Origin of the sequence: Sphingopyxis sp., assembly GCF_019459305.1 — a bacterium.
Taxonomy (GTDB): Bacteria; Pseudomonadota; Alphaproteobacteria; order Sphingomonadales; family Sphingomonadaceae; genus Sphingopyxis.
In genome coordinates this window covers 14,996-32,334 of the sequence record NZ_JAIBES010000150.1, presented here as the reverse complement: position 1 = coordinate 32,334, position 17,339 = coordinate 14,996, and the positions used below count along the sequence as shown (strand labels likewise).

Below are 17,339 nucleotides of genomic sequence, written 5' to 3'. Positions count from 1 at the left end.
GCCCCCCGGGCTGAAGGAGGGCTTACACACGACTGTCGCGGGCCCTCTACCATTCGCTGCGCGAACGGTCCCCCTCCCCGTCGCTTCGCGTCAGGGAGGATTATTATCTACTTCCCCGGCAGCTGACCGTTCAGCGCCTCCAGCACCGCATCCTGCGTCGACACCATATCCGCGAGCCGGTCGCGCAGCGCGTAGATTTCGGGCAGGCCATCGATCGCATCCTCGACGCTGCGTTCAAGATAGAGCCGGTCGATGTCGGCGAGCGCGGCGGTGAGCGGCGCCCGGGTGGCGGTGAGGCGCGAGATCGCCTGCTGCCCAACGACCCAGCGCTCGCTGGCGACCGGGGCGCCTGCGGCAGCAGACACAAGCAACGCGGTCGCGTTGCGCTCGGCGGCAAAAGCCTGCTGCGCACCCGCAGCGTCCGCTTCCCAGCGCGCGAGGCGTCCGCCAAGGTCGGCAGGGAGCGGCCCCGGCGGGGCAACAACCACCGCGGGCGGCGCCACGTCGAATCGCCCCTCGACCGGCCGTTTGGCCAGCGACGGCGCGCCCGTACTCTGCGCCGCGGCGCAGGCCGACAGCGACAAGGAGGCGGCAACGGCCAATGACAGAGTAAGAAGGGTGCGCTTCATCGCCGCCTCTGATATGGGTGCTGGCGCAAGGCAGCAAGTACCGAATCGGCGGTGCGCCGTGTCATTCGGCTTCTGACCCGCTTTTCGCTCGAAAAGCACGGGATTTGGCGGTTGACAGCGAAGCGCTGGCTCGCTAGTGGCGCTGACTTTCCCGCATGCCGGAAAAATCGCCTGCCTTGGTGGGTGACTGGTGCGCGGGTGATTTAGTTTTTTGATTGGATGGAAGACCATGTTCGCAATCGTGCGCACGGGCGGCAAGCAGTATCGCGTCGCCGCCGGAGACAAGATCGCCGTTGAAAAGATCGACGGCGAAGCTGGCGACACCGTGTCGCTTGGCGACATCCTGCTGGCCGGTGACGGCGGCGAAGTGAAGAGCGCCGATGGCCTCGTCGTTTCGGCCGAAATCATCGCGCAGACGCGCGGCGAAAAGGTCATCGTGTTCAAGAAGCGCCGTCGGCACAATTATCGCCGTCGCAATGGTCATCGCCAGTCGCTGACGCTGCTGCGCATTCTGGCCGTCGGCGAAGCCAAGAAGGCGGCGCCGAAGAAGGAAGCTGCACCGAAGGCCGAAGCCGCTCCGGCGACCGAAGCCAAGGCTGCTGCGCCCGCCAAGGAAGCACCGGCCAAGGCCGCACCCGCCAAGGAAGCCGCGCCGAAGAAGGTTGCTGCGCCCAAGGCCGAAGCTGCCGAGAAGGCCGCCCCCGCCAAGAAGCCCGCTGCCAAGAAGGCAGCCCCCAAGAAGGACGCCTGAGCGCGGCAACGCGGCTCGGCCCCTGAAACGAATTAAGGAGCATCAGTCATGGCACATAAGAAAGCAGGCGGTTCATCGCGCAACGGTCGCGACTCAGCCGGCCGCCGCCTTGGCGTGAAGAAGTTCGGCGGTCAGGAAGTGATCGGCGGCAACATTATCGTGCGCCAGCGCGGTACCAAGGTGTACCCGGGCGCCAACGTCGGCATGGGCAAGGACCACACGCTGTTCGCAACCGCCGAAGGCCATGTGCGATTCCACGACGGCAAGCTTGGCCGCAAATTTGTGTCGGTCGACGTCATGGCGGAAGCAGCCGAATAAAGAGCGATCTGCACGGGTCGCCCACCAAGGGATGACCCGGAACGGTCCTTTCCGCTTGAGGCGGAAACAAAGTTCGAAAAGAGGGAGACGGGTCACCCCCGGACTCCCTTTTTTCTTGCCTATTGTCCGCGACTTGGCGGGCAGGCGTGAAAATCGGGCCATCCATCTCCCTCCATATCGAATGTCGTCAAAGCGTCACCATCGGGCGCCATGGCGACGACAATTGGGAGTGATAAGATGTTTGCGCGTACCGAAAGATTGTTACTGCGGCCCGGCTGGCAGGAAGATGCCCCGGCGCTGGCCCGTGCGATCGGCGACGAGATGATCGTCCGCAACCTCGCGAGCGCGCCCTGGCCCTATAGCGAGGACGATGCCCGGACATTCCTGGCGGGGTGGTCGAGCGCCAACCCCAGCCGCTTTCTGATGGTCCAGCGCACCGCCAGCAGCCCACGCATCATCGGCTGCATTGGCATGGACCATATGGAGGATGGCTCGGTCGAGCTCGGCTATTGGGTCGCGCGGCCGTTCTGGGGGCTCGGCTATGCGACCGAGGCCGGTCGGCACATGATCGACCTGGCGCGTACCATGGGCATCCGCAATCTGATGGCGTCGCATTTCGTCGACAACCCGGCCTCGGGATCGGTGCTCCGCAAGCTCGGCTTTCGGCCGACCGGACGCGAAATCGTTCGCGCCAGCCGGGGGCGCGGCACGCCTGCCCCGACGATCGAATATGCGCGCGCCATCGCTGCGCCGGGCAATGACAAGGATGACGCCAACGACCCGGTCGCCATGCTAGGCAAACCGCGATGGCCCGCCGAAATGCGCGACGACTGGCGATTGCAGGCGGCGTGAACGGGCGCAGCCGCAGCCCCTCGGATACCGAGGGGCTGCTGAGCTGAGCGCTTCAGCGTCCCAGCTTGCTCGCCATGCCCATGATGTCGTCGAGCGGATTGCCGTCGCCGTTAAGGTCGAGCATGTTGGCAAGGCCGCCCAGCCCGCCGCCGGCCGCAGCCGGTGCTGCGCCGCCGCCCATTGCGCCGCCCAGCACATTACCGAGCATGCCGCCGAGGCCGCCTCTGCCGCCCGAACCACCGAGCGCGCCGCCGATCAGGTCACCCAGACCGCCGCCGCCCTGCGCCTGGCCGCTCTGCTTGGCCATATAGCCCGCGACCATCATCGCGAGGATCGGCAGCATTTTTTTGAGCAACCCCGAATCGAGCCCGGTCTGGGTCGCCGCCTGTCCGGCGACGGTGCGGCTGACGTCCTTCGATCCGAAAATCTGGCCGAGCACCTCGTTACCGGGTGCCACCGGGGTCGGCTGCGATCCCAGCACCGAATCGAGCAGACCGCCACCGCCAAGCTGGCCGAGCAGCCCGCCCAGCCCTTCGATCCCGCCCGATTGCGCCTGTTTTTTGAACCCGCCCAGGATCGCGGGCAGCAGCGCCTCGGCGCCCTGCTTGGCCATGGCGGGTGGAATGCCCAGGTCTTTTGCCATCGATTCGATGCCGCCGGCCTGCGCCAAAATGTCGGTCAGGTTCATGTCGCTAATCTCCCACTCCGGCGCTGATCGGACCACGCCCACCCGCGTGACTATAACAGTGCGGGCGCGGACGACGAGTCGTTCATTTGGCTGTCATTTTCAGATGCATAGTCCTAGCCTGCGACCAACCGACTCACCCTTTCCGGGTTGGGCCGCGCCATAGTGGGAGTGAAATCATGGGCATTTTCAGCAGCATCAAAGACGCGATTTTCGGCAAGAAGGCGGTCGCGTCAGAGCCCGCCGCACCGGCGCCGAATCCCGTCGGCAGCGCACTCGACGCCGCGACCAGCGCCATGGCGGCCGCCGCTGCGGCTCCGCCCGCCGAAGTCGATGTCGACGCGATCCTGACCGCCGAAGCGGCAGGCAAAGACCTCAACTGGCGCACCTCGATCGTCGACCTGATGAAGCTGCTCGGCATCGATTCGAGCCTTGCTAACCGCAAGGAACTCGCGACCGAACTCGGTTACACCGGCGAACTGGACGGCAGCGCCGAGATGAACATCTGGCTGCACAAGGCGGTGATGCGCGAGCTCGCCGCAAACGGCGGCAAGGTACCCGCCGACCTCACCGACTGACACCGTCGATCCTCCCTGTCGCGCAGCGATGGGGAGGTGGCAGGGGCGCAGCCGCTGACGGAGGGCCCATGAAGCGACGTCGCTGCCCCGCCACTATCCTTCGGATGGTCCCCCTCTTCACGGCTCCGCCGCAGGGAGGATATGGTTCCCATTGACCGTCACGCCGCGCCGCTTAGACAGGTTTCAGAAGAAATAAAGTCGCAAGGGAGCCGCCGCGTGCATCAGATCCTGTCCACCCCGTTCACTCGCCGCCAAACGATAGCCACGCTCGGTACCGGCGCGGCGAGCCTTGCGCTGACCGCCTGCAGCCGCGGACCAGCAGGGATCGCAGCCCTGCCGTCAGCCACTGCTACGCCGCAGGCCGCTGCCGAGGCGCTGTTAGCGTCGATTGCCGACAATCTACTCGCGCTGTCGCCCGAGGGCGCGACCTCGCTCGGCATCGATACCGGCGCACGCGCCGCCCAGCGCGGCAAGCTGTCCGACCGCTCGGCCGCCGGACAACAAGCCGTCGCAAACACGCTGAAGGCCGACGTCGCACACGTCCGCGCCTTTACGGAAGCGGGCGGCGCTGACCGCATCGATCACAAGACGCGCACCAGCCTGGCGGTGGTCGAGAGTGCCTATGGCGTCGCGCTCGACGGCTTCGCCCTGCCCTATGGCGATGTCGCGGTCGGCGGCTGGCGCAACACGCCCTATGTCGTGATCCAGAATGTCGGCGCCTATCTCGACGTGCCCCGCCTGTTGACCAGCGACCAGCCCGTGAAAACGAGCGCCGATGCTGAGGCCTATCTGGCGCGACTTGGGGCTTTTGCCGGCGTCCTCGATGGCGAAACCGAGCGGCTCAAGGCGGCGGGCGCACAGGGAATGATCGCCCCCGCCTTCCTGATCGACAAGGCGCTGCCGCAGATCGAGGCAACGCTGGCCGACGCGCGCGGCGGCGGCAGTCTGGCCGACGCGCTGGCGACGAAAGCGCGCGACGCGGGGCTGGCGGGCGACTGGGGCGCCGGTGCGCGCGCCATTGCCCGCGGTCCGGTCAGCGCGGCGCTCGCACGCCAGATCGCAGAACTGAAGGCACAGCGCCCCCGCGCCACGATGGACGCAGGGATGTGGGCGCGGCCCGGCGGCGACGAATGGTATGCGTGGGGCCTGCGCGCCAGCACCACGACGCGGATGACCCCCGACGAAATCCACCGCATGGGGCGCGCGGAACTGGCCGAGTTGCAGGGTCAGATGGACCCGATCCTGAAGCGGCTTGGCTATAGGCAGGGATCGGTCGGCGACCGGATGAACGCGCTAGCCAAGGATCCGCGCTTCCAGTTTCCGAACAATGACGCGGGCCGCGCGGAGATCATGGCCTATATCCAGACTTGGCTCGGCAAAATCCGCGCCGAAATGCCGCGCGCCTTTCGCACTCTAGTCCGCGGCAATGTCGAGGTGAAACGACTGCCGCTGGCCGAGGAACCGGGCGCGCCTGCGGCCTATGGCGGCGCCGGGTCGATCGACGGCAGCATTCCCGGAAAATTCTGGATAAACCTGCACACCACCGACCTGCACAGCAAATATTCGCTGCCCGACCTGACCTTTCACGAGGCGATCCCGGGGCATGTGTGGCAGGGCGAATATGCCAATCAGATGCCGCTGATCCGTACGATGCTGGCGTTCAATGCCTATAGCGAAGGGTGGGCGCTTTATGCCGAGCAGCTTGCCGACGAGCTCGGCCTCTTCGATGATTTCGAGGTCGGGCGGCTTGGTTATCTCCAGTCGCTCGCCTTCCGCGCCTGCCGCCTTGTCGTCGACACCGGCCTGCATGCGAAACGCTGGACGCGCGAGCAGGGAGTCGAGTTTTTCGTCAAGGAAAACGGCTCGAACCCGCTCGAGGTCGCGAGCGAGGTCGATCGTTATTGCAGCTGGGCCGGGCAAGCATGTGGATACAAGGTCGGTCACAGCGAGATCGTCCGCCAGCGCGGGCTGGCGCAGGCGGCGCTGGGGACGAAATATGACCTGCGCGATTTCAACAATGTCGTCGTCGAGGGCGGCAATGTGCCGCTCGACGTGCTGGCGCAGAATGTTGCCACCTATGTGGCGGAGAATAAGGGCTGATGCGGCGGCGAATCGCTTGGTCGACATTAGGTGCGGCGCTGCTAGCGAGCAGCGCCGGCCATGCCGCCGACGCCCCGGCCCCGGCAAGCGCACGCGTCGCGATCGTGACGTCGGACGTCGATCGCTTCTACGCCTTGTACGACGACCCGGCGATCGCCGCGCAGCCCGATGTGCTGGCGACGCGCTATCTCGCCGATGCGTCGCCGGGGCTGGTCGAGTTCATGGCGATGCGCCGGATCACGCCCGAACGCGTGGCAAAGGCCCTGCGCGAGAAGCCCGATCTTTATCGCGACGCGCGGGGTTGCGCCAACACGCTCGACAATGTCCGGGGCCGACTGACCGCCGCGACCGATCGGCTGGCGGAACTCTATCCGCCGGCGATTTTTCCGCCGATCACCATCGCAATGAGCCGCGGCACGCCTGTCGCGGCGGCCGATGGCAAGGGGTTGTACGTCTCGCTCGAAGCGCTATGCGCGGCGAAATTTTTCGAAGCCGATGACGAAGATCGGTTCGTCCATGTCATCGCGCACGAATATATCCATGCCCAGCAACCGCTCGCGCAGGTCGAAAGCGATAGCGACAGCGTGCTTCACGCCTCGCTCATCGAGGGTGCCGCCGAATTTGTTGCCGAACAGATCGGCGGTTCGGTCGCTTACACCCATCTGCACCGCTGGACGACGGGGCGCGAGGCAGCGGTCGAACGCGATTTTTCGGCGGAAAAGGACAGCAAGGCGAATGATTCGCGCTGGGTTTACAACCAGCTCGGCACCCCGGATTGGCCGGGAGACCTGGGCTACTGGGTCGGCTACCGGATCGTCAAAAGCTATTACAGCCGCGCGCCCGACAAGGCCGCGGCGCTCAAGGCGATCATCGAAATGCGCGATCCAGCCGCTTTCCTCGCGCAACGCGGCTGGACACCGGGAATGAAGCTTTAGGCGGGGAGCGGCGCGAGGTCGGGGTCAACGAACCGCCGCCGCGCCGTGACCGAAAACAGCAGATCGCGGCTGTAGAAGCGCAGCGGCCAGTCCCGCCTTCCGACATCGGACCGCAACATCGCGTTGACGCGCGCCGCCAGTTCGGTCTCCTCCGTCTCCGACAGGAACAATCGCACCCCCGCGACGTAAGCGCGCGTGATGCTGTCATGATAACCCTGCGTGTCGTCGTTGACCCCGCCGACGCTCTCGTTGAAGCGGCGGATGATGGTGCCGATCTGGGCATCGACATCGATGTCGAGCCGCTCGCTGAGCAGCCAAAGGCACGCGCCCAAATGCGCCTCATGCGTCCAATCCGCGCGCGGCAGGGTGCAGGCGAGCAGGCCTTCGCCGATCGTGCGAATATCGTTGTCGCGCTCGAACAGGCGCGGTGAATAGTCGGTGGTCATTGTCCAGTCCTTCCGGGTGAATTGCCACCCGGAATAGGTCCGGGCAAGTTACGCGGCGACCGCAGCCTGCGGCGCCGCCTGGCGGACGCCTTCGTCGACATGGTCCGCAAATTGCGCGAAATTGTCGATGAATTGGCCCACCAGCACCTGCGCGGTGCGGTCATAGGCGGCCTTGTCGGCCCACGCCTCACGCGGGTCGAGCAGCGCGCTGTCGACCCCCGGCACCGCGACCGGAACCATGAAGCCGAAGTTCGGATCCTTGCGGAATTCAGCGTCGTTGAGGCTGCCGTCGATCGCGGCGTTAAGCAGCGCACGGGTCGCCTTGATTGGCATCCGCTTGATGCCGTCCATCGTCGCCATGCCGCCGGTCCAGCCGGTGTTGACCAGCCAGCACTGGACGCCGCCCTTGGCGATGCGTTCCTTCAGCAGATTCCCGTACACCGACGGGTGACGCGGCATGAACGGCGCACCGAAGCAGGTCGAGAAGGTCGCCTCGGGTTCGGTCACGCCGATTTCGGTCCCGGCCACGCGCGCAGTGTAGCCCGACAGAAAGTGATACATCGCCTGATCGGGAGTCAACTTCGCGATCGGGGGTAGCACGCCGTAAGCATCGGCGGTCAGCATTATGATATTCTGCGGCACCGGACCCATATTCTGTTCCGACGTGTTCGGAATGAAGTCGATCGGGTACGAACCGCGGCTATTCTCGGCGAGGCTGGCATCGTCGAAATCGAGTTCGCGCGTGACCGGGTCGATCACGACATTTTCGAGCACGGTGCCGAAACGCTTCGTCGTCGCGAAAATCTCGGGCTCGGCCTCGGGCGACAGGCGGATCATCTTGGCATAGCAGCCGCCCTCGAAGTTGAAGACCGCGGTGTCCGACCAGCCATGCTCGTCATCACCGATCAGCGTGCGCGACGCATCGGCCGACAGCGTCGTCTTGCCGGTACCCGACAAGCCGAAGAATACCGCGGTGTCACCGTTCGGACCCATGTTCGCAGAGCAATGCATCGGCATCACGCCTTTTACAGGGAGCAGATAGTTGAGGATGCCGAACACCGACTTCTTCATTTCGCCAGCATAAGCGGTGCCGCCGATCAACACGAGCTTTTCGGTGAAGTTCACCGCAACCACGGTTTCGGTGCGCGTGCCGTGCTTCGCCGGATCGGCGCGGAAGCTCGGCAGGTCGATGATCGTATATTCGGCCGCGAACGCCGCCAGCTCCGCGGCGCTCGGGCGGACGAGCAAGGTGCGGATGAACTGGCTGTGCCAGGCGAATTCGGTGACGACCTGCACCGCGACGCGGTGCTCGGGCTGCGAACCGCCGAACAGCTGCTGGCGGAACAGCCGCGGGCGCGCTGCCATGTGCGCGAAGAAATCGGCCTTGAGCGCGGCGAAATGATCGGGGGTCATCGGGACGTTGGTCTTGCCCCACCAGATGGTGCCCGCCGTCTCGTCGTCCTGGACGATGAACTTATCTTTCGCCGACCGGCCGGTGTGCTTGCCAGTTTCGACGACCAGCGGGCCATCCTTGGCGAGCAGGCCTTCGCCGTGCCGAATGGCATCCTCGATCAGCGCCGAGGTGCCCCAGTTTTCGGCGACCTCCGCCTGCGTTTCGACAGTCTGATTGCCGATCGCCACCTGTGTCATCGTTCAAGCCTTTCCCATGTCCGTCGGCACCGATTGCATAGGTATGCAGAGGAGACCGCGCATAAGGGCAGGCCCGCATTACCATGGGTGCCGACGTGACGCCGATTCCGTAAATTATGCGTCGCGTTAGCGAGGATGCCGGACGAGGTCAAAAGATTCCCGCGTGCGCCCGTGCCGTTCTGTGACGGTTGTCGGTCGCGGCGGGATAGGCTAGCTCTGCTCCCGGCCCCGCCCAACGGAAAGAGCATGACGGCAACAATCGCGCTGGTCGACGACGACCGCAACATCCTGCAATCGCTCTCCATCGCGCTCCAGGCCGAGGGGTTTGTAACGCGCGTCTATTCGGATGGCGAGGCGGCGCTGAAGCCGCTGATCGACAATCCCCCCGACCTTGCCGTGTTCGACATCAAGATGCCGCGCATGGACGGGCTCGAACTGCTCCGCCGCCTGCGCGAAAAAAGCCAGCTTCCCGTTATCTTCCTGACCAGCAAGGACGACGAGATCGACGAGGCGCTGGGGCTGGCGATGGGCGCCGACGACTATATCGCCAAACCATTTTCCCAGCGCTTAGTAATCGCGCGCATCCGGGCGATCCTGCGCCGCGTCGAGCTGAACCAGAACGCGCCCCCAGCTGACGACGAACCGGTGGCTGAGCCGATCACCCGCGGGCGGCTCAGCATGGACCCAGCGCGGCACAAGGTCGCTTGGGACGGCAAGGATGTGACCTTGACCGTCACCGAATTCCTGATCCTCGAAACGCTCGCCGCGCGCCCCGGCATCGTCCGCAGCCGCAACCAGTTGATGGATGCCGCCTATCAGGACGACGTCTATATCGACGACCGCACGATCGACAGCCACATCAAACGCCTGCGCCGCAAGTTCCGCGAGGTCGATCCCGAATTCGACGCGATCGCCACCCTCTATGGTGCCGGGTATCGTTTTGCCGACGACAGCTGACACCCTCAAACCCGACGCAAGCATCGCCGAGCAGGAGGAATCACCGCTCGTCTGGTCGGCGCGCTGGTCGCTTACGACGCGCATCCTGGCGGTCAATATCCTCGCCGTCGCGCTGCTCGCGGGCGGCTTTTATTATCTCGACACCTATCGCAGCCGCCTCGTCGATACGCGCATCGAAGTGATGACGGACCAGCTCGCGCTCCTCGACAGCGCGCTCGAGGCCGCACGCCCCGACCAGCGCGACCGGCTGATCGCCGAATTCACGGCGGCGACCGAATCGCGCCTGCGTTTCTATGCTGCCGACGGTCGGCTGCTTTCGGACAGCTTTGCGACCGGCCCCGCGACCTATACGCTCCGCGATCCCAATTTGCAGGCGTGGCAGCGCGACGCTGCGCGCGCGATGGACCGCGGCATCGACTGGATCGTCGGCGCGCCGTCCTATCCCGACTTTCGCGAACCCGCGGTCGACCGTGCTGCGGCATGGCCTGAAGTCATCGAGGCGCAACAACGCGGCGAGGTGGCGGCGCGCTTCCGCTACGCACCCGAACGGACCCCGCTGCTGAGCGCCGCGGCCTTGCTCGATCTCGACACCCAGCAGGTCATGTTGATGACGCTCAACGCCCGCGACATCACGCGTACCGTGCGCGCCGAACGATTCCGCCTGGCCGTGGTCGTCGCGATGGTCCTCATCACCTCGATTCTGCTGTCGCTGTTCCTCGCCCGCACGATCGTCCGGCCCCTGCGTCGTCTGGCCCGCGCTGCGGTGCGCGTGCGTCTGGGCCGGGCACGCGAGGTTGTTGTTCCGCGCCTGCCAAGCCGCCGCGACGAGATCGGCACGCTGGCGCGCGCGCTGTCGGACATGACGCAGGCATTGCGGCAGCGAATCGACGCAGGCGAACATTTCGCCGCCGACGTGACGCACGAGCTCAAGAATCCGATCGCGTCGGTGCGTTCGGCGATCGAGGGATTGGGCCGCGTAGGCAATCACGAACAGCGCGCACAATTGCTGGCGATCGCCGACGAAGATGTGCGGCGGCTCGACCGGCTGGTCAACGACATCAGCGAGGCGAGCCGCGTCGATGCCCAATTGTCGCGCACCCTGTTCGAACCGATCGACGTCGGGATGATGATCGAATCGATGCTCGCCGCACGCCAAGCGCGCATCGACGCGGACATGCCGCACCCGCGCCTCGCCTTTGCCCGTCCGCGCAAAGGGACGACATTGGTGATGGGCGACGGTCACCGGCTGGAACGCGCCATCGACAATGTCATCGACAATGCGATCAGCTTTTCGCCGGCGGCGGGGCTGGTCTGTATCGCCGCAACGCGGCTGGGCGACGAGGTGCATGTTCGGGTCGACGACGACGGCCCGGGGATCGAACCTGCGCAGCGCGAGGCGATTTTCCGCCGCTTTCACAGCGAACGTCCCCCGGGCGAGGCCTTTGGTCGCCACAGCGGACTGGGTCTCGCAATCGCCCGCACAATCATCGAGGGCCATAACGGCACGATCAGCGCCAAGGACCGCGACGACGGCCGATCCGGTGCGAGCCTGCTGATCACGCTGCCCGCACACGAGAATGGTGCGACCGACAGTTGAGGCCGCACAGCCTATCGCCTTGCAGCACCGCCCCGTCGCCGGTAAGCCTGCGCCGATGCTGCCCAGCCGGACCAGACCCGATATCGTCAACATCCACGCGAGCTGCGTCGCCGCGGGCAGCCGCGGCATTTTGTTGCTCGGCGTGTCGGGGCAAGGCAAGTCCGACCTGGCGCTGCGGCTGATCGATCGCGGTGCGCGGCTGGTCGCCGACGATCGCTGCGACATCTGGTTCGAACGCGACCGCTTGTGGTGCCGCCCGCCCGCCGAGCTGGCGGGCAAGCTGGAAGTGCGCGGTCTGGGGATCGTCGAGAAGGCATGGGTCGCGCCGGTGCCGTTGGCAATCGCGGTGCGCCTTGCCGATCGGTATGAACGCATGCCCCCCGAACGCGCGGTCGAAAGGATTGCCGGGTACGAGCTGCCGTCGCTCACGCTGTCGGCGTTCGAGGGTTCGGCGCCAATTAAGGTCATGCTGGCGCTCGACCGGCTGGCGAACGGGGCATGAAGGACGCCGCCGATCCGCGGCTGCTCTTGGTCACCGGCCTGTCGGGTGCGGGCAAATCGACCGTGCTCAAGGTGCTTGAAGATTTGGGCTGGGAAGTCGTCGACAATCTGCCGCTCGCGCTGCTCGAAACGCTGATCGACGCGCCGGTGAAGCGCAGCGAGGCTGGGCGTCCGCTGGCTGTCGGGATCGACAGTCGGAGCCGGGGGTTTCGTCCCGCATTGCTGGTGCAGCGGATCAAGGCGCTGCGCGAGATCGGCGGGCGCGACGTCCAGACGCTGTTCCTCGACTGCGCGGGGGCAGAGCTCGAACGCCGCTTTTCCGAAACGCGCCGCCGCCACCCGATGGCTGAGGATCGCCCCGCCGCCGACGGCATCGCGCGCGAGCGCGAGATGATGGAGCCGCTGCGCCGCTGGGCCGAGCATGTCATCGACACGACCAACTACAGCAGCAACGACTTGCAACAAGAAGTCCGCCAGCGCTTTGGCGGCAGCAATCATGATGAGCCGGTGCTCAACATCCTGAGCTTTGGTTTCGCGCGCGGACTGCCGCGCAACGCCGACCTGGTGTTCGACATGCGTTATCTGCGCAACCCGCATTGGGACGCGAAATTGAAACCCGGCACCGGGCTCGATGCCGACGTCGCCGCCTATGTGATGGCCGATCCGGCCTATGAAAACAGCGTCGCGCAGATCGAAAAGCTGATCCTGACTTTGCTGCCGCGCTACCGCGTCGAGGGCAAAAGCTATGTGACGATAGCGTTCGGTTGCACCGGCGGCCGCCACCGCTCGGTCCATGTCGCCGCGCGTGTGGCCCAAAAGCTGCGCGCGTCCGGATATGAGCCAGTGCTGACCCACCGCAACCTTGACTCTGCCCCGCAAGATGGGCTTGAGGGCAAGCCCCCGCCTGCGCCTTCCGCAGCGACTGGAAAAACATAAGGGTCTCGCAGTTCATGCCCACCGATAAAGCCTTGCCGTTGCTGGGAATGGTCCTTGTCACCCACGGCCGTCTGGCCGAGGAGATGGTGCGCGCGATGGAGCATGTCGTCGGGCCGCAGCGCGCGATAGCGACCGTCTGCATCGGCCCAAACGACAATATGGAAATGCGCCGCAAGGAAATTGCCGACGCGATTCGCCAGGTCGACGAAGGCCGCGGCGTCGTCATGCTGACCGACCTATTCGGCGGCACCCCGTCGAACCTGGCCATTAGCCTGCTCGAATCGGGGCGAACCGAAGTGATCGCCGGGGTCAATCTGCCGATGCTGATCCGGCTGGAAAGCGCGCGCAAGTCGATGGAGCTGCGCGCCGCAGTGATCGCGGCGAAGGAAGCCGGGCAGAAATATATTTCGGTCGCCTCCGAAATGCTGGGGGTTGGTTCGTGACCACGGTTTCGGAGACCGTCGAGATTACCAACCAGCGCGGGCTGCATGCGCGCGCCAGCGCCAAATTCGTCACCTTTGTCAGCCGCCTGCCCGAAACGGTGTCGGTCGAGGTCGAAAAGAGCGGATCGCGCGTCAACGGCACATCGATCATGGGCCTGATGATGCTGGGCGCCGCGAAAGGCGATACGATCACGATCCACACCAGCGGCGACGGCGCCGATGCCGCGCTGCTCAAGCTGGTCGGGCTGGTCAAGGACAGCTTCGGCGAGGATTGACCGGATGACCGGTCGCCGCTCCCAAATCGAAAGTCTCTCCAACCCGCTGATCAAGCGGATGCGGTTGTTGCGCGAGAAACGCCATCGCCGCGCCGAGGGACTGTTCCTGGCCGAAGGTCTGCGCATCGCGACCGAGGCGCGCGCGGCGGGGGTTCTGCCGTTGTGGCTGTTCCTCGGGCCAGAGGGCGACGCGCACCCGCTCGCCGCGGCGCTGGTCGCCGACACGCTGTCCGCGGGCGGCGAAGTGATCGACACGACGCCCGCGATCCTCTCCAAATTGTCGGGCAAGGACAATGCCCAGACCGTTGTCGGCATCTACGCCGAACCCAAAACCACCCTCGCCGATCTCGACCGCAGCACCGCGTCGATTTGGCTCGTTGCCGAGCGCCTGCGCGACCCCGGCAATCTCGGTACGATGCTGCGCACCGGCGATGCGGTCGGCGCGGGCGGGCTGATCCTGCTCGACGAGAGCACCGATCCCTATGCGGTCGAAGCGGTGCGCGCGAGCATGGGGGCAATCTTTACGCAAGCGCTGGTGCAGGCACGCTGGGACGAGTTCCTGACCTGGCTGCGGCAGGGGCCAGGGCAACTCGTCGCGACTTGGCTCGGCGATGACACGCAGGATTATCAGGCGGTGCGCTATACGGCGCCGACCTTCATCCTCACCGGCAATGAATCGCAAGGAATGCCGCCCGCCTATGCTGACGCCGCCGACGCGCGCGTGAAGATGCCCATGCTGGGCAAGGCCGATAGCCTGAACGCTGCGGTCGCGACCGCGGTGATGGCGTATGAGGTGCTGAACCAGCGACGACGCTGAACCGTGGACGGCATTTCTGTTCAGCCGCCCGCCAACATCATGCTATTACCACACCCTCTCTTCCTGTTCGCATCGAGCGAAGTCGAGATGCCTTTCGGCCTTATACGATGCCGACGGGTGTCTCGAACTCGCTCGACACGAACGGAGTAAAGGAGCCTGTAATGATCCGCATGTTACCCCTGCTCACCCTTCCCGCGCTCGCCGCCTGCGCGCCCGCGACTCAATCGCCGCCGCAGAGCCCCGGCGGAGCTCCTGCCGCCGCCTATCTGGCGCTCGGCACCGAGCCGGGCTGGACGCTCGAGATCACCCCGGCGCGGCTCAACTATGACGGCGACTATGGCGCGACCAAGATCATGGTGCCGAACCCCGGCGCCAAACCGTCGCTGAACGGCCGCACCTATGTTACCGACCGGCTATCGGTGGTGATCAAGACCGCGCCGTGCAGCGACGGGATGAGCGATCGCCGCTTTGCCGATACGGTGCGCGTCGTTGCCGACGGCAAGACGCTGCAAGGCTGCGGCGGCAAGATCCTGCCGCCCGACACGCTCGCCGGAACGAGCTGGATCTTTGTGTCGATCGGCGGAGTCGGGGTGGCGAAGGATCGGCCGACTTCGCTCCAGTTTGACGGCGCGCGGCTGAGCGGTAGCGCGGGTTGCAACCGCTTCTCGGGCGGCTATTCGGCGGCGGACGGCAATCTCACCGCAGGGCCGCTGATGGCGACCGAAATGGCGTGCCCGGGAGCGGGCATGACACAGGAAGCGGCATTTTTCCAATTGATGGCGGCGCCGGTCAGCCTGACCTTCGCCGACGACGGAACGCTGATTTTGACCGGGAGCGGCGGGCGGACAGCTGTACTGAAGCGGGCGATCTAACTGTCATGCCATATTCCGTTCGTGCTGAGCTTGTCGAAGCACCGTCCTTCCTCCTCCGCGCTCAATGACCAGAACTGCCCTTCGACAAGCTCAGGGCGAACGGATTTTGGAATGACCCGCGGCGCTATTCCCCCGCGTCGTTGACCGCCGCCGGCGCCGCCGCCAGCTTCGCGAGCGGGCGCGCCGCCTGTTCGACGACCGGCAGCACGGCAATCTCCTTGTCGCCCGTCTCGATATCGAGCGCCTCGAATCGCTTCGCCTGCGTCAGCACCTGCGATTCGAAGCTGCCGACAAAGGCGTTGTAAGCGCCGGTCGCCTGGTCGAGATTGCGCCCGACTTTGGCGATGTGCGACCCCATCACCGACATGCGCGCGTACAACTCCTTGCCGAGCGCGGCGATCTCGCGCGCCTGATTGGCGAGCTTTTCCTGCCGCCACACTGCCGCGACGGTGCGCGCGATTGCGATGAGGTTGGTCGGGGTCGCGAGCAGCACCTTGCGCTCGAACGCATAGTCCCACAGCGTCGGATCCTGATCGAGCGCCGCGGCGAGGAAATGTTCGCCCGGCACAAACATCACGACAAAATCGGGGGTGTCGTCGAACTGGTTCCAATAGGCCTTGGCGCCCAGCGTGTTGACATGCGCCTTCATTGCCGCTGCGTGGGCGACGAGATGCAGCGCTTTCTCGCGCTCCTCGACCGCGCCGAACGCATCCTGATAGGCGTTGAGCGACACTTTGGCGTCAATCACCAAGCTCTGCCCGCCCGGCACCTTGACGACGACATCGGGGCGCAGCCGGCCGCCGTCGCCATCGGTCACGCTGACCTCGGTCTGGAAATCGGCATGTTCGGACAGGCCGCAGCTTTCGAGAACGTTCTTGAGCTGCTGCTCGCCCCAGCGCCCGCGCGCCTTGGGCGCGTTGCGCAGCGCGTTGACCAGCTTCGCCGCCTCGCTCGACACACGTTCGGTGCCTTCGCGCATCGCCGCGATCTGGCCGTGGAGCAGGCCAAAAGCGTCGCGCCGCTCGGCCTCGACCTTGCCGACCGCTTCCTCATATTTCTGCAGCCGCTCGTGGACGGGCGACAGCAGCGCCTTCAGATTCTGTCCGGCGGTCGCTTCGCTTTCCTTGAAGCGTGCCTCGGCACGTTCGAGGAACGCCTTTTGCGCGCCGTCGAGCATCACCTGCCCGACTTCGCGGAACTGCGTCGTGAGCGCCGCCTGTGCGTCCTTCAGCTGCACGATCTGGGCGTCATGCGCGGCGTCGCGCGCGCGCTGTTCGCTGAGCAGCGAGGCGAGCTGGATGTCGGCTGTCTTGCGTGCCTCGGCCTCGGCGGCCAGGTCAGTGACCGCAACTTTGAACCGCTCGGACAACCCGTCGCGTTCGGCCTTGAGCGCGCCCGATTGCCGACCGGCGAACAGCCAGCCGATCAGACTGCCGATGGCGAGGGCGACAAGGGCGACGAGAAGCGACATTCCATCCATCAGCGGAACATAGGACGAACGCCGTCCCGCTGGCTAGCCCGTAATTGCCCGCGCCGCTAATTGTCGGCTCAGAGCAAATCGCTCGAAACATCGAGTTCGCGCACCCGGCGTTTTTGCCGCGCCGCATCGACCAGCTGCCGCATTTCCTCGCGCCGCTGGGCGGCGCGCTCGATATAGGGCATCACCAGCGCGCCCGCGCGCGTCGTCTCGTCGCTCGAATCGATGCTGATGGTGCCGATCCCCACCCATTGGCTGATCAGGGTGAAATCCATCCGCACGTCCTTGACGCGGTACAGCTCGATTTCGTCGATGCTTTTGACGAAAATGCCCTTGCGCAGGATCAGCCGGTCCTCGGTCAATTCATAGGTGACGTCGAGAAAGCGGATCCACTGGATCAGAATGATGAGGAAGCCAACGCCGACGAGGCACAGGAGCAAGGTCAGCCACCCGAGCAGCGTTCCGCGCAGCCAGCCCCAGGTCGAAGAACGAAAGCGGTCGAGGACTTCTGGCATGGGCA

The 17,339-nt window shown here is 65.5% G+C and carries 20 protein-coding genes; 14 read left to right on the top strand and 6 right to left on the bottom strand.

Going from position 1 to position 17,339, the window contains the following annotated elements; genetic code table 11:
• Positions 1-107: 107 nt before the first annotated feature.
• The gene (locus tag K0M74_RS18620) at positions 108-629 is read right to left on the bottom strand and encodes a hypothetical protein (protein WP_293975847.1); all 522 of its coding nucleotides are present in this window, start codon (positions 627-629) and stop codon (positions 108-110) included.
• Positions 630-858: 229 nt separating this feature from the next.
• On the opposite strand from K0M74_RS18620, the gene rplU reads away from it, so the two are divergent.
• From rplU to K0M74_RS18605, 3 genes are all read left to right on the top strand, one after another.
• Complete coding sequence (rplU, locus tag K0M74_RS18615) at positions 859-1,380, top strand: 50S ribosomal protein L21 (RefSeq protein WP_293975845.1); 522 nt, start codon at positions 859-861, stop codon at positions 1,378-1,380.
• Positions 1,381-1,428: 48 nt separating this feature from the next.
• On the top strand, positions 1,429-1,698 hold the full coding sequence (rpmA, locus tag K0M74_RS18610; RefSeq protein WP_088442948.1) for a 50S ribosomal protein L27: 270 nt from the start codon (positions 1,429-1,431) through the stop codon (positions 1,696-1,698).
• A gap of 237 nt (positions 1,699-1,935) precedes the next feature.
• Positions 1,936-2,550, top strand: coding sequence for a GNAT family N-acetyltransferase (locus K0M74_RS18605; RefSeq protein ID WP_293975843.1), 615 nt, complete (start codon positions 1,936-1,938; stop codon positions 2,548-2,550).
• A gap of 52 nt (positions 2,551-2,602) precedes the next feature.
• Here the strand turns inward: K0M74_RS18605 and K0M74_RS18600 are convergent, their stop codons facing one another.
• A complete protein-coding gene (locus tag K0M74_RS18600) occupies positions 2,603-3,238 on the bottom strand; it encodes a DUF937 domain-containing protein (protein ID WP_293975841.1) in 636 nt (211 codons plus the stop codon).
• 176 nt (positions 3,239-3,414) lie between these two features.
• On the opposite strand from K0M74_RS18600, the gene K0M74_RS18595 reads away from it, so the two are divergent.
• The 3 genes from K0M74_RS18595 (at position 3,415) to K0M74_RS18585 (ending at position 6,848) form a co-directional block, all read left to right on the top strand.
• Complete coding sequence (locus tag K0M74_RS18595) at positions 3,415-3,813, top strand: DUF3597 domain-containing protein (protein ID WP_293975839.1); 399 nt, start codon at positions 3,415-3,417, stop codon at positions 3,811-3,813.
• Positions 3,814-4,029: 216 nt separating this feature from the next.
• The gene (locus K0M74_RS18590) at positions 4,030-5,913 is read left to right on the top strand and encodes a DUF885 family protein (RefSeq protein WP_293975837.1); all 1,884 of its coding nucleotides are present in this window, start codon (positions 4,030-4,032) and stop codon (positions 5,911-5,913) included.
• The gene (locus K0M74_RS18585; RefSeq protein ID WP_293975835.1) at positions 5,913-6,848 is read left to right on the top strand and encodes a DUF2268 domain-containing putative Zn-dependent protease; all 936 of its coding nucleotides are present in this window, start codon (positions 5,913-5,915) and stop codon (positions 6,846-6,848) included. The genes K0M74_RS18590 and K0M74_RS18585 overlap by 1 nt, the downstream gene beginning before the upstream one ends.
• Here the strand turns inward: K0M74_RS18585 and K0M74_RS18580 are convergent.
• The gene (locus K0M74_RS18580) at positions 6,845-7,294 is read right to left on the bottom strand and encodes a hypothetical protein (RefSeq protein ID WP_293975833.1); all 450 of its coding nucleotides are present in this window, start codon (positions 7,292-7,294) and stop codon (positions 6,845-6,847) included. The two genes, K0M74_RS18585 and K0M74_RS18580, sit on opposite strands and share 4 nt — an antisense overlap.
• Before the next feature lie 48 nt (positions 7,295-7,342).
• Positions 7,343-8,944, bottom strand: coding sequence for a phosphoenolpyruvate carboxykinase (locus K0M74_RS18575; protein ID WP_293975831.1), 1,602 nt, complete (start codon positions 8,942-8,944; stop codon positions 7,343-7,345).
• A 246-nt stretch (positions 8,945-9,190) separates the two neighbouring features.
• On the opposite strand from K0M74_RS18575, the gene K0M74_RS18570 reads away from it, so the two are divergent.
• The 8 genes from K0M74_RS18570 (at position 9,191) to K0M74_RS18535 (ending at position 15,342) form a co-directional block, all read left to right on the top strand.
• Positions 9,191-9,901: a response regulator transcription factor gene (locus tag K0M74_RS18570; RefSeq protein WP_293975829.1), complete on the top strand. Its 711-nt coding sequence runs from the start codon at positions 9,191-9,193 to the stop codon at positions 9,899-9,901.
• A 22-nt stretch (positions 9,902-9,923) separates the two neighbouring features.
• Positions 9,924-11,498 carry a stimulus-sensing domain-containing protein gene (locus tag K0M74_RS18565; RefSeq protein ID WP_293975850.1) on the top strand — a complete coding sequence of 525 codons (1,575 nt, stop codon included), beginning with the start codon at positions 9,924-9,926 and terminating at the stop codon, positions 11,496-11,498.
• A 55-nt stretch (positions 11,499-11,553) separates the two neighbouring features.
• A complete protein-coding gene (locus K0M74_RS18560) occupies positions 11,554-12,000 on the top strand; it encodes a serine kinase (RefSeq protein ID WP_293975827.1) in 447 nt (148 codons plus the stop codon).
• Positions 11,997-12,935, top strand: coding sequence for an RNase adapter RapZ (rapZ, locus tag K0M74_RS18555; RefSeq protein WP_293975825.1), 939 nt, complete (start codon positions 11,997-11,999; stop codon positions 12,933-12,935). The genes K0M74_RS18560 and rapZ overlap by 4 nt, the downstream gene beginning before the upstream one ends.
• A gap of 38 nt (positions 12,936-12,973) precedes the next feature.
• On the top strand, positions 12,974-13,378 hold the full coding sequence (locus K0M74_RS18550; protein WP_293975848.1) for a PTS sugar transporter subunit IIA: 405 nt from the start codon (positions 12,974-12,976) through the stop codon (positions 13,376-13,378).
• Entirely contained in the window at positions 13,375-13,653 is a 279-nt protein-coding gene (locus K0M74_RS18545) for an HPr family phosphocarrier protein (protein WP_293975823.1), read from the top strand. Before K0M74_RS18550 ends, K0M74_RS18545 begins: the two co-directional genes overlap by 4 nt.
• Positions 13,654-13,657: 4 nt before the next feature.
• Positions 13,658-14,470 carry an RNA methyltransferase gene (locus K0M74_RS18540; RefSeq protein ID WP_293975821.1) on the top strand — a complete coding sequence of 271 codons (813 nt, stop codon included), beginning with the start codon at positions 13,658-13,660 and terminating at the stop codon, positions 14,468-14,470.
• A gap of 161 nt (positions 14,471-14,631) precedes the next feature.
• Positions 14,632-15,342: an META domain-containing protein gene (locus K0M74_RS18535; RefSeq protein WP_293975819.1), complete on the top strand. Its 711-nt coding sequence runs from the start codon at positions 14,632-14,634 to the stop codon at positions 15,340-15,342.
• 124 nt (positions 15,343-15,466) lie between these two features.
• On the opposite strand, the gene K0M74_RS18530 is transcribed toward K0M74_RS18535, so the two are convergent.
• Both K0M74_RS18530 and K0M74_RS18525 read right to left on the bottom strand, forming a co-directional pair.
• Positions 15,467-16,822: a DNA recombination protein RmuC gene (locus K0M74_RS18530; RefSeq protein ID WP_293975817.1), complete on the bottom strand. Its 1,356-nt coding sequence runs from the start codon at positions 16,820-16,822 to the stop codon at positions 15,467-15,469.
• Between the two features lie 68 nt (positions 16,823-16,890).
• Positions 16,891-17,334: a PH domain-containing protein gene (locus K0M74_RS18525; protein ID WP_293975815.1), complete on the bottom strand. Its 444-nt coding sequence runs from the start codon at positions 17,332-17,334 to the stop codon at positions 16,891-16,893.
• Positions 17,335-17,339: the final 5 nt, after the last annotated feature.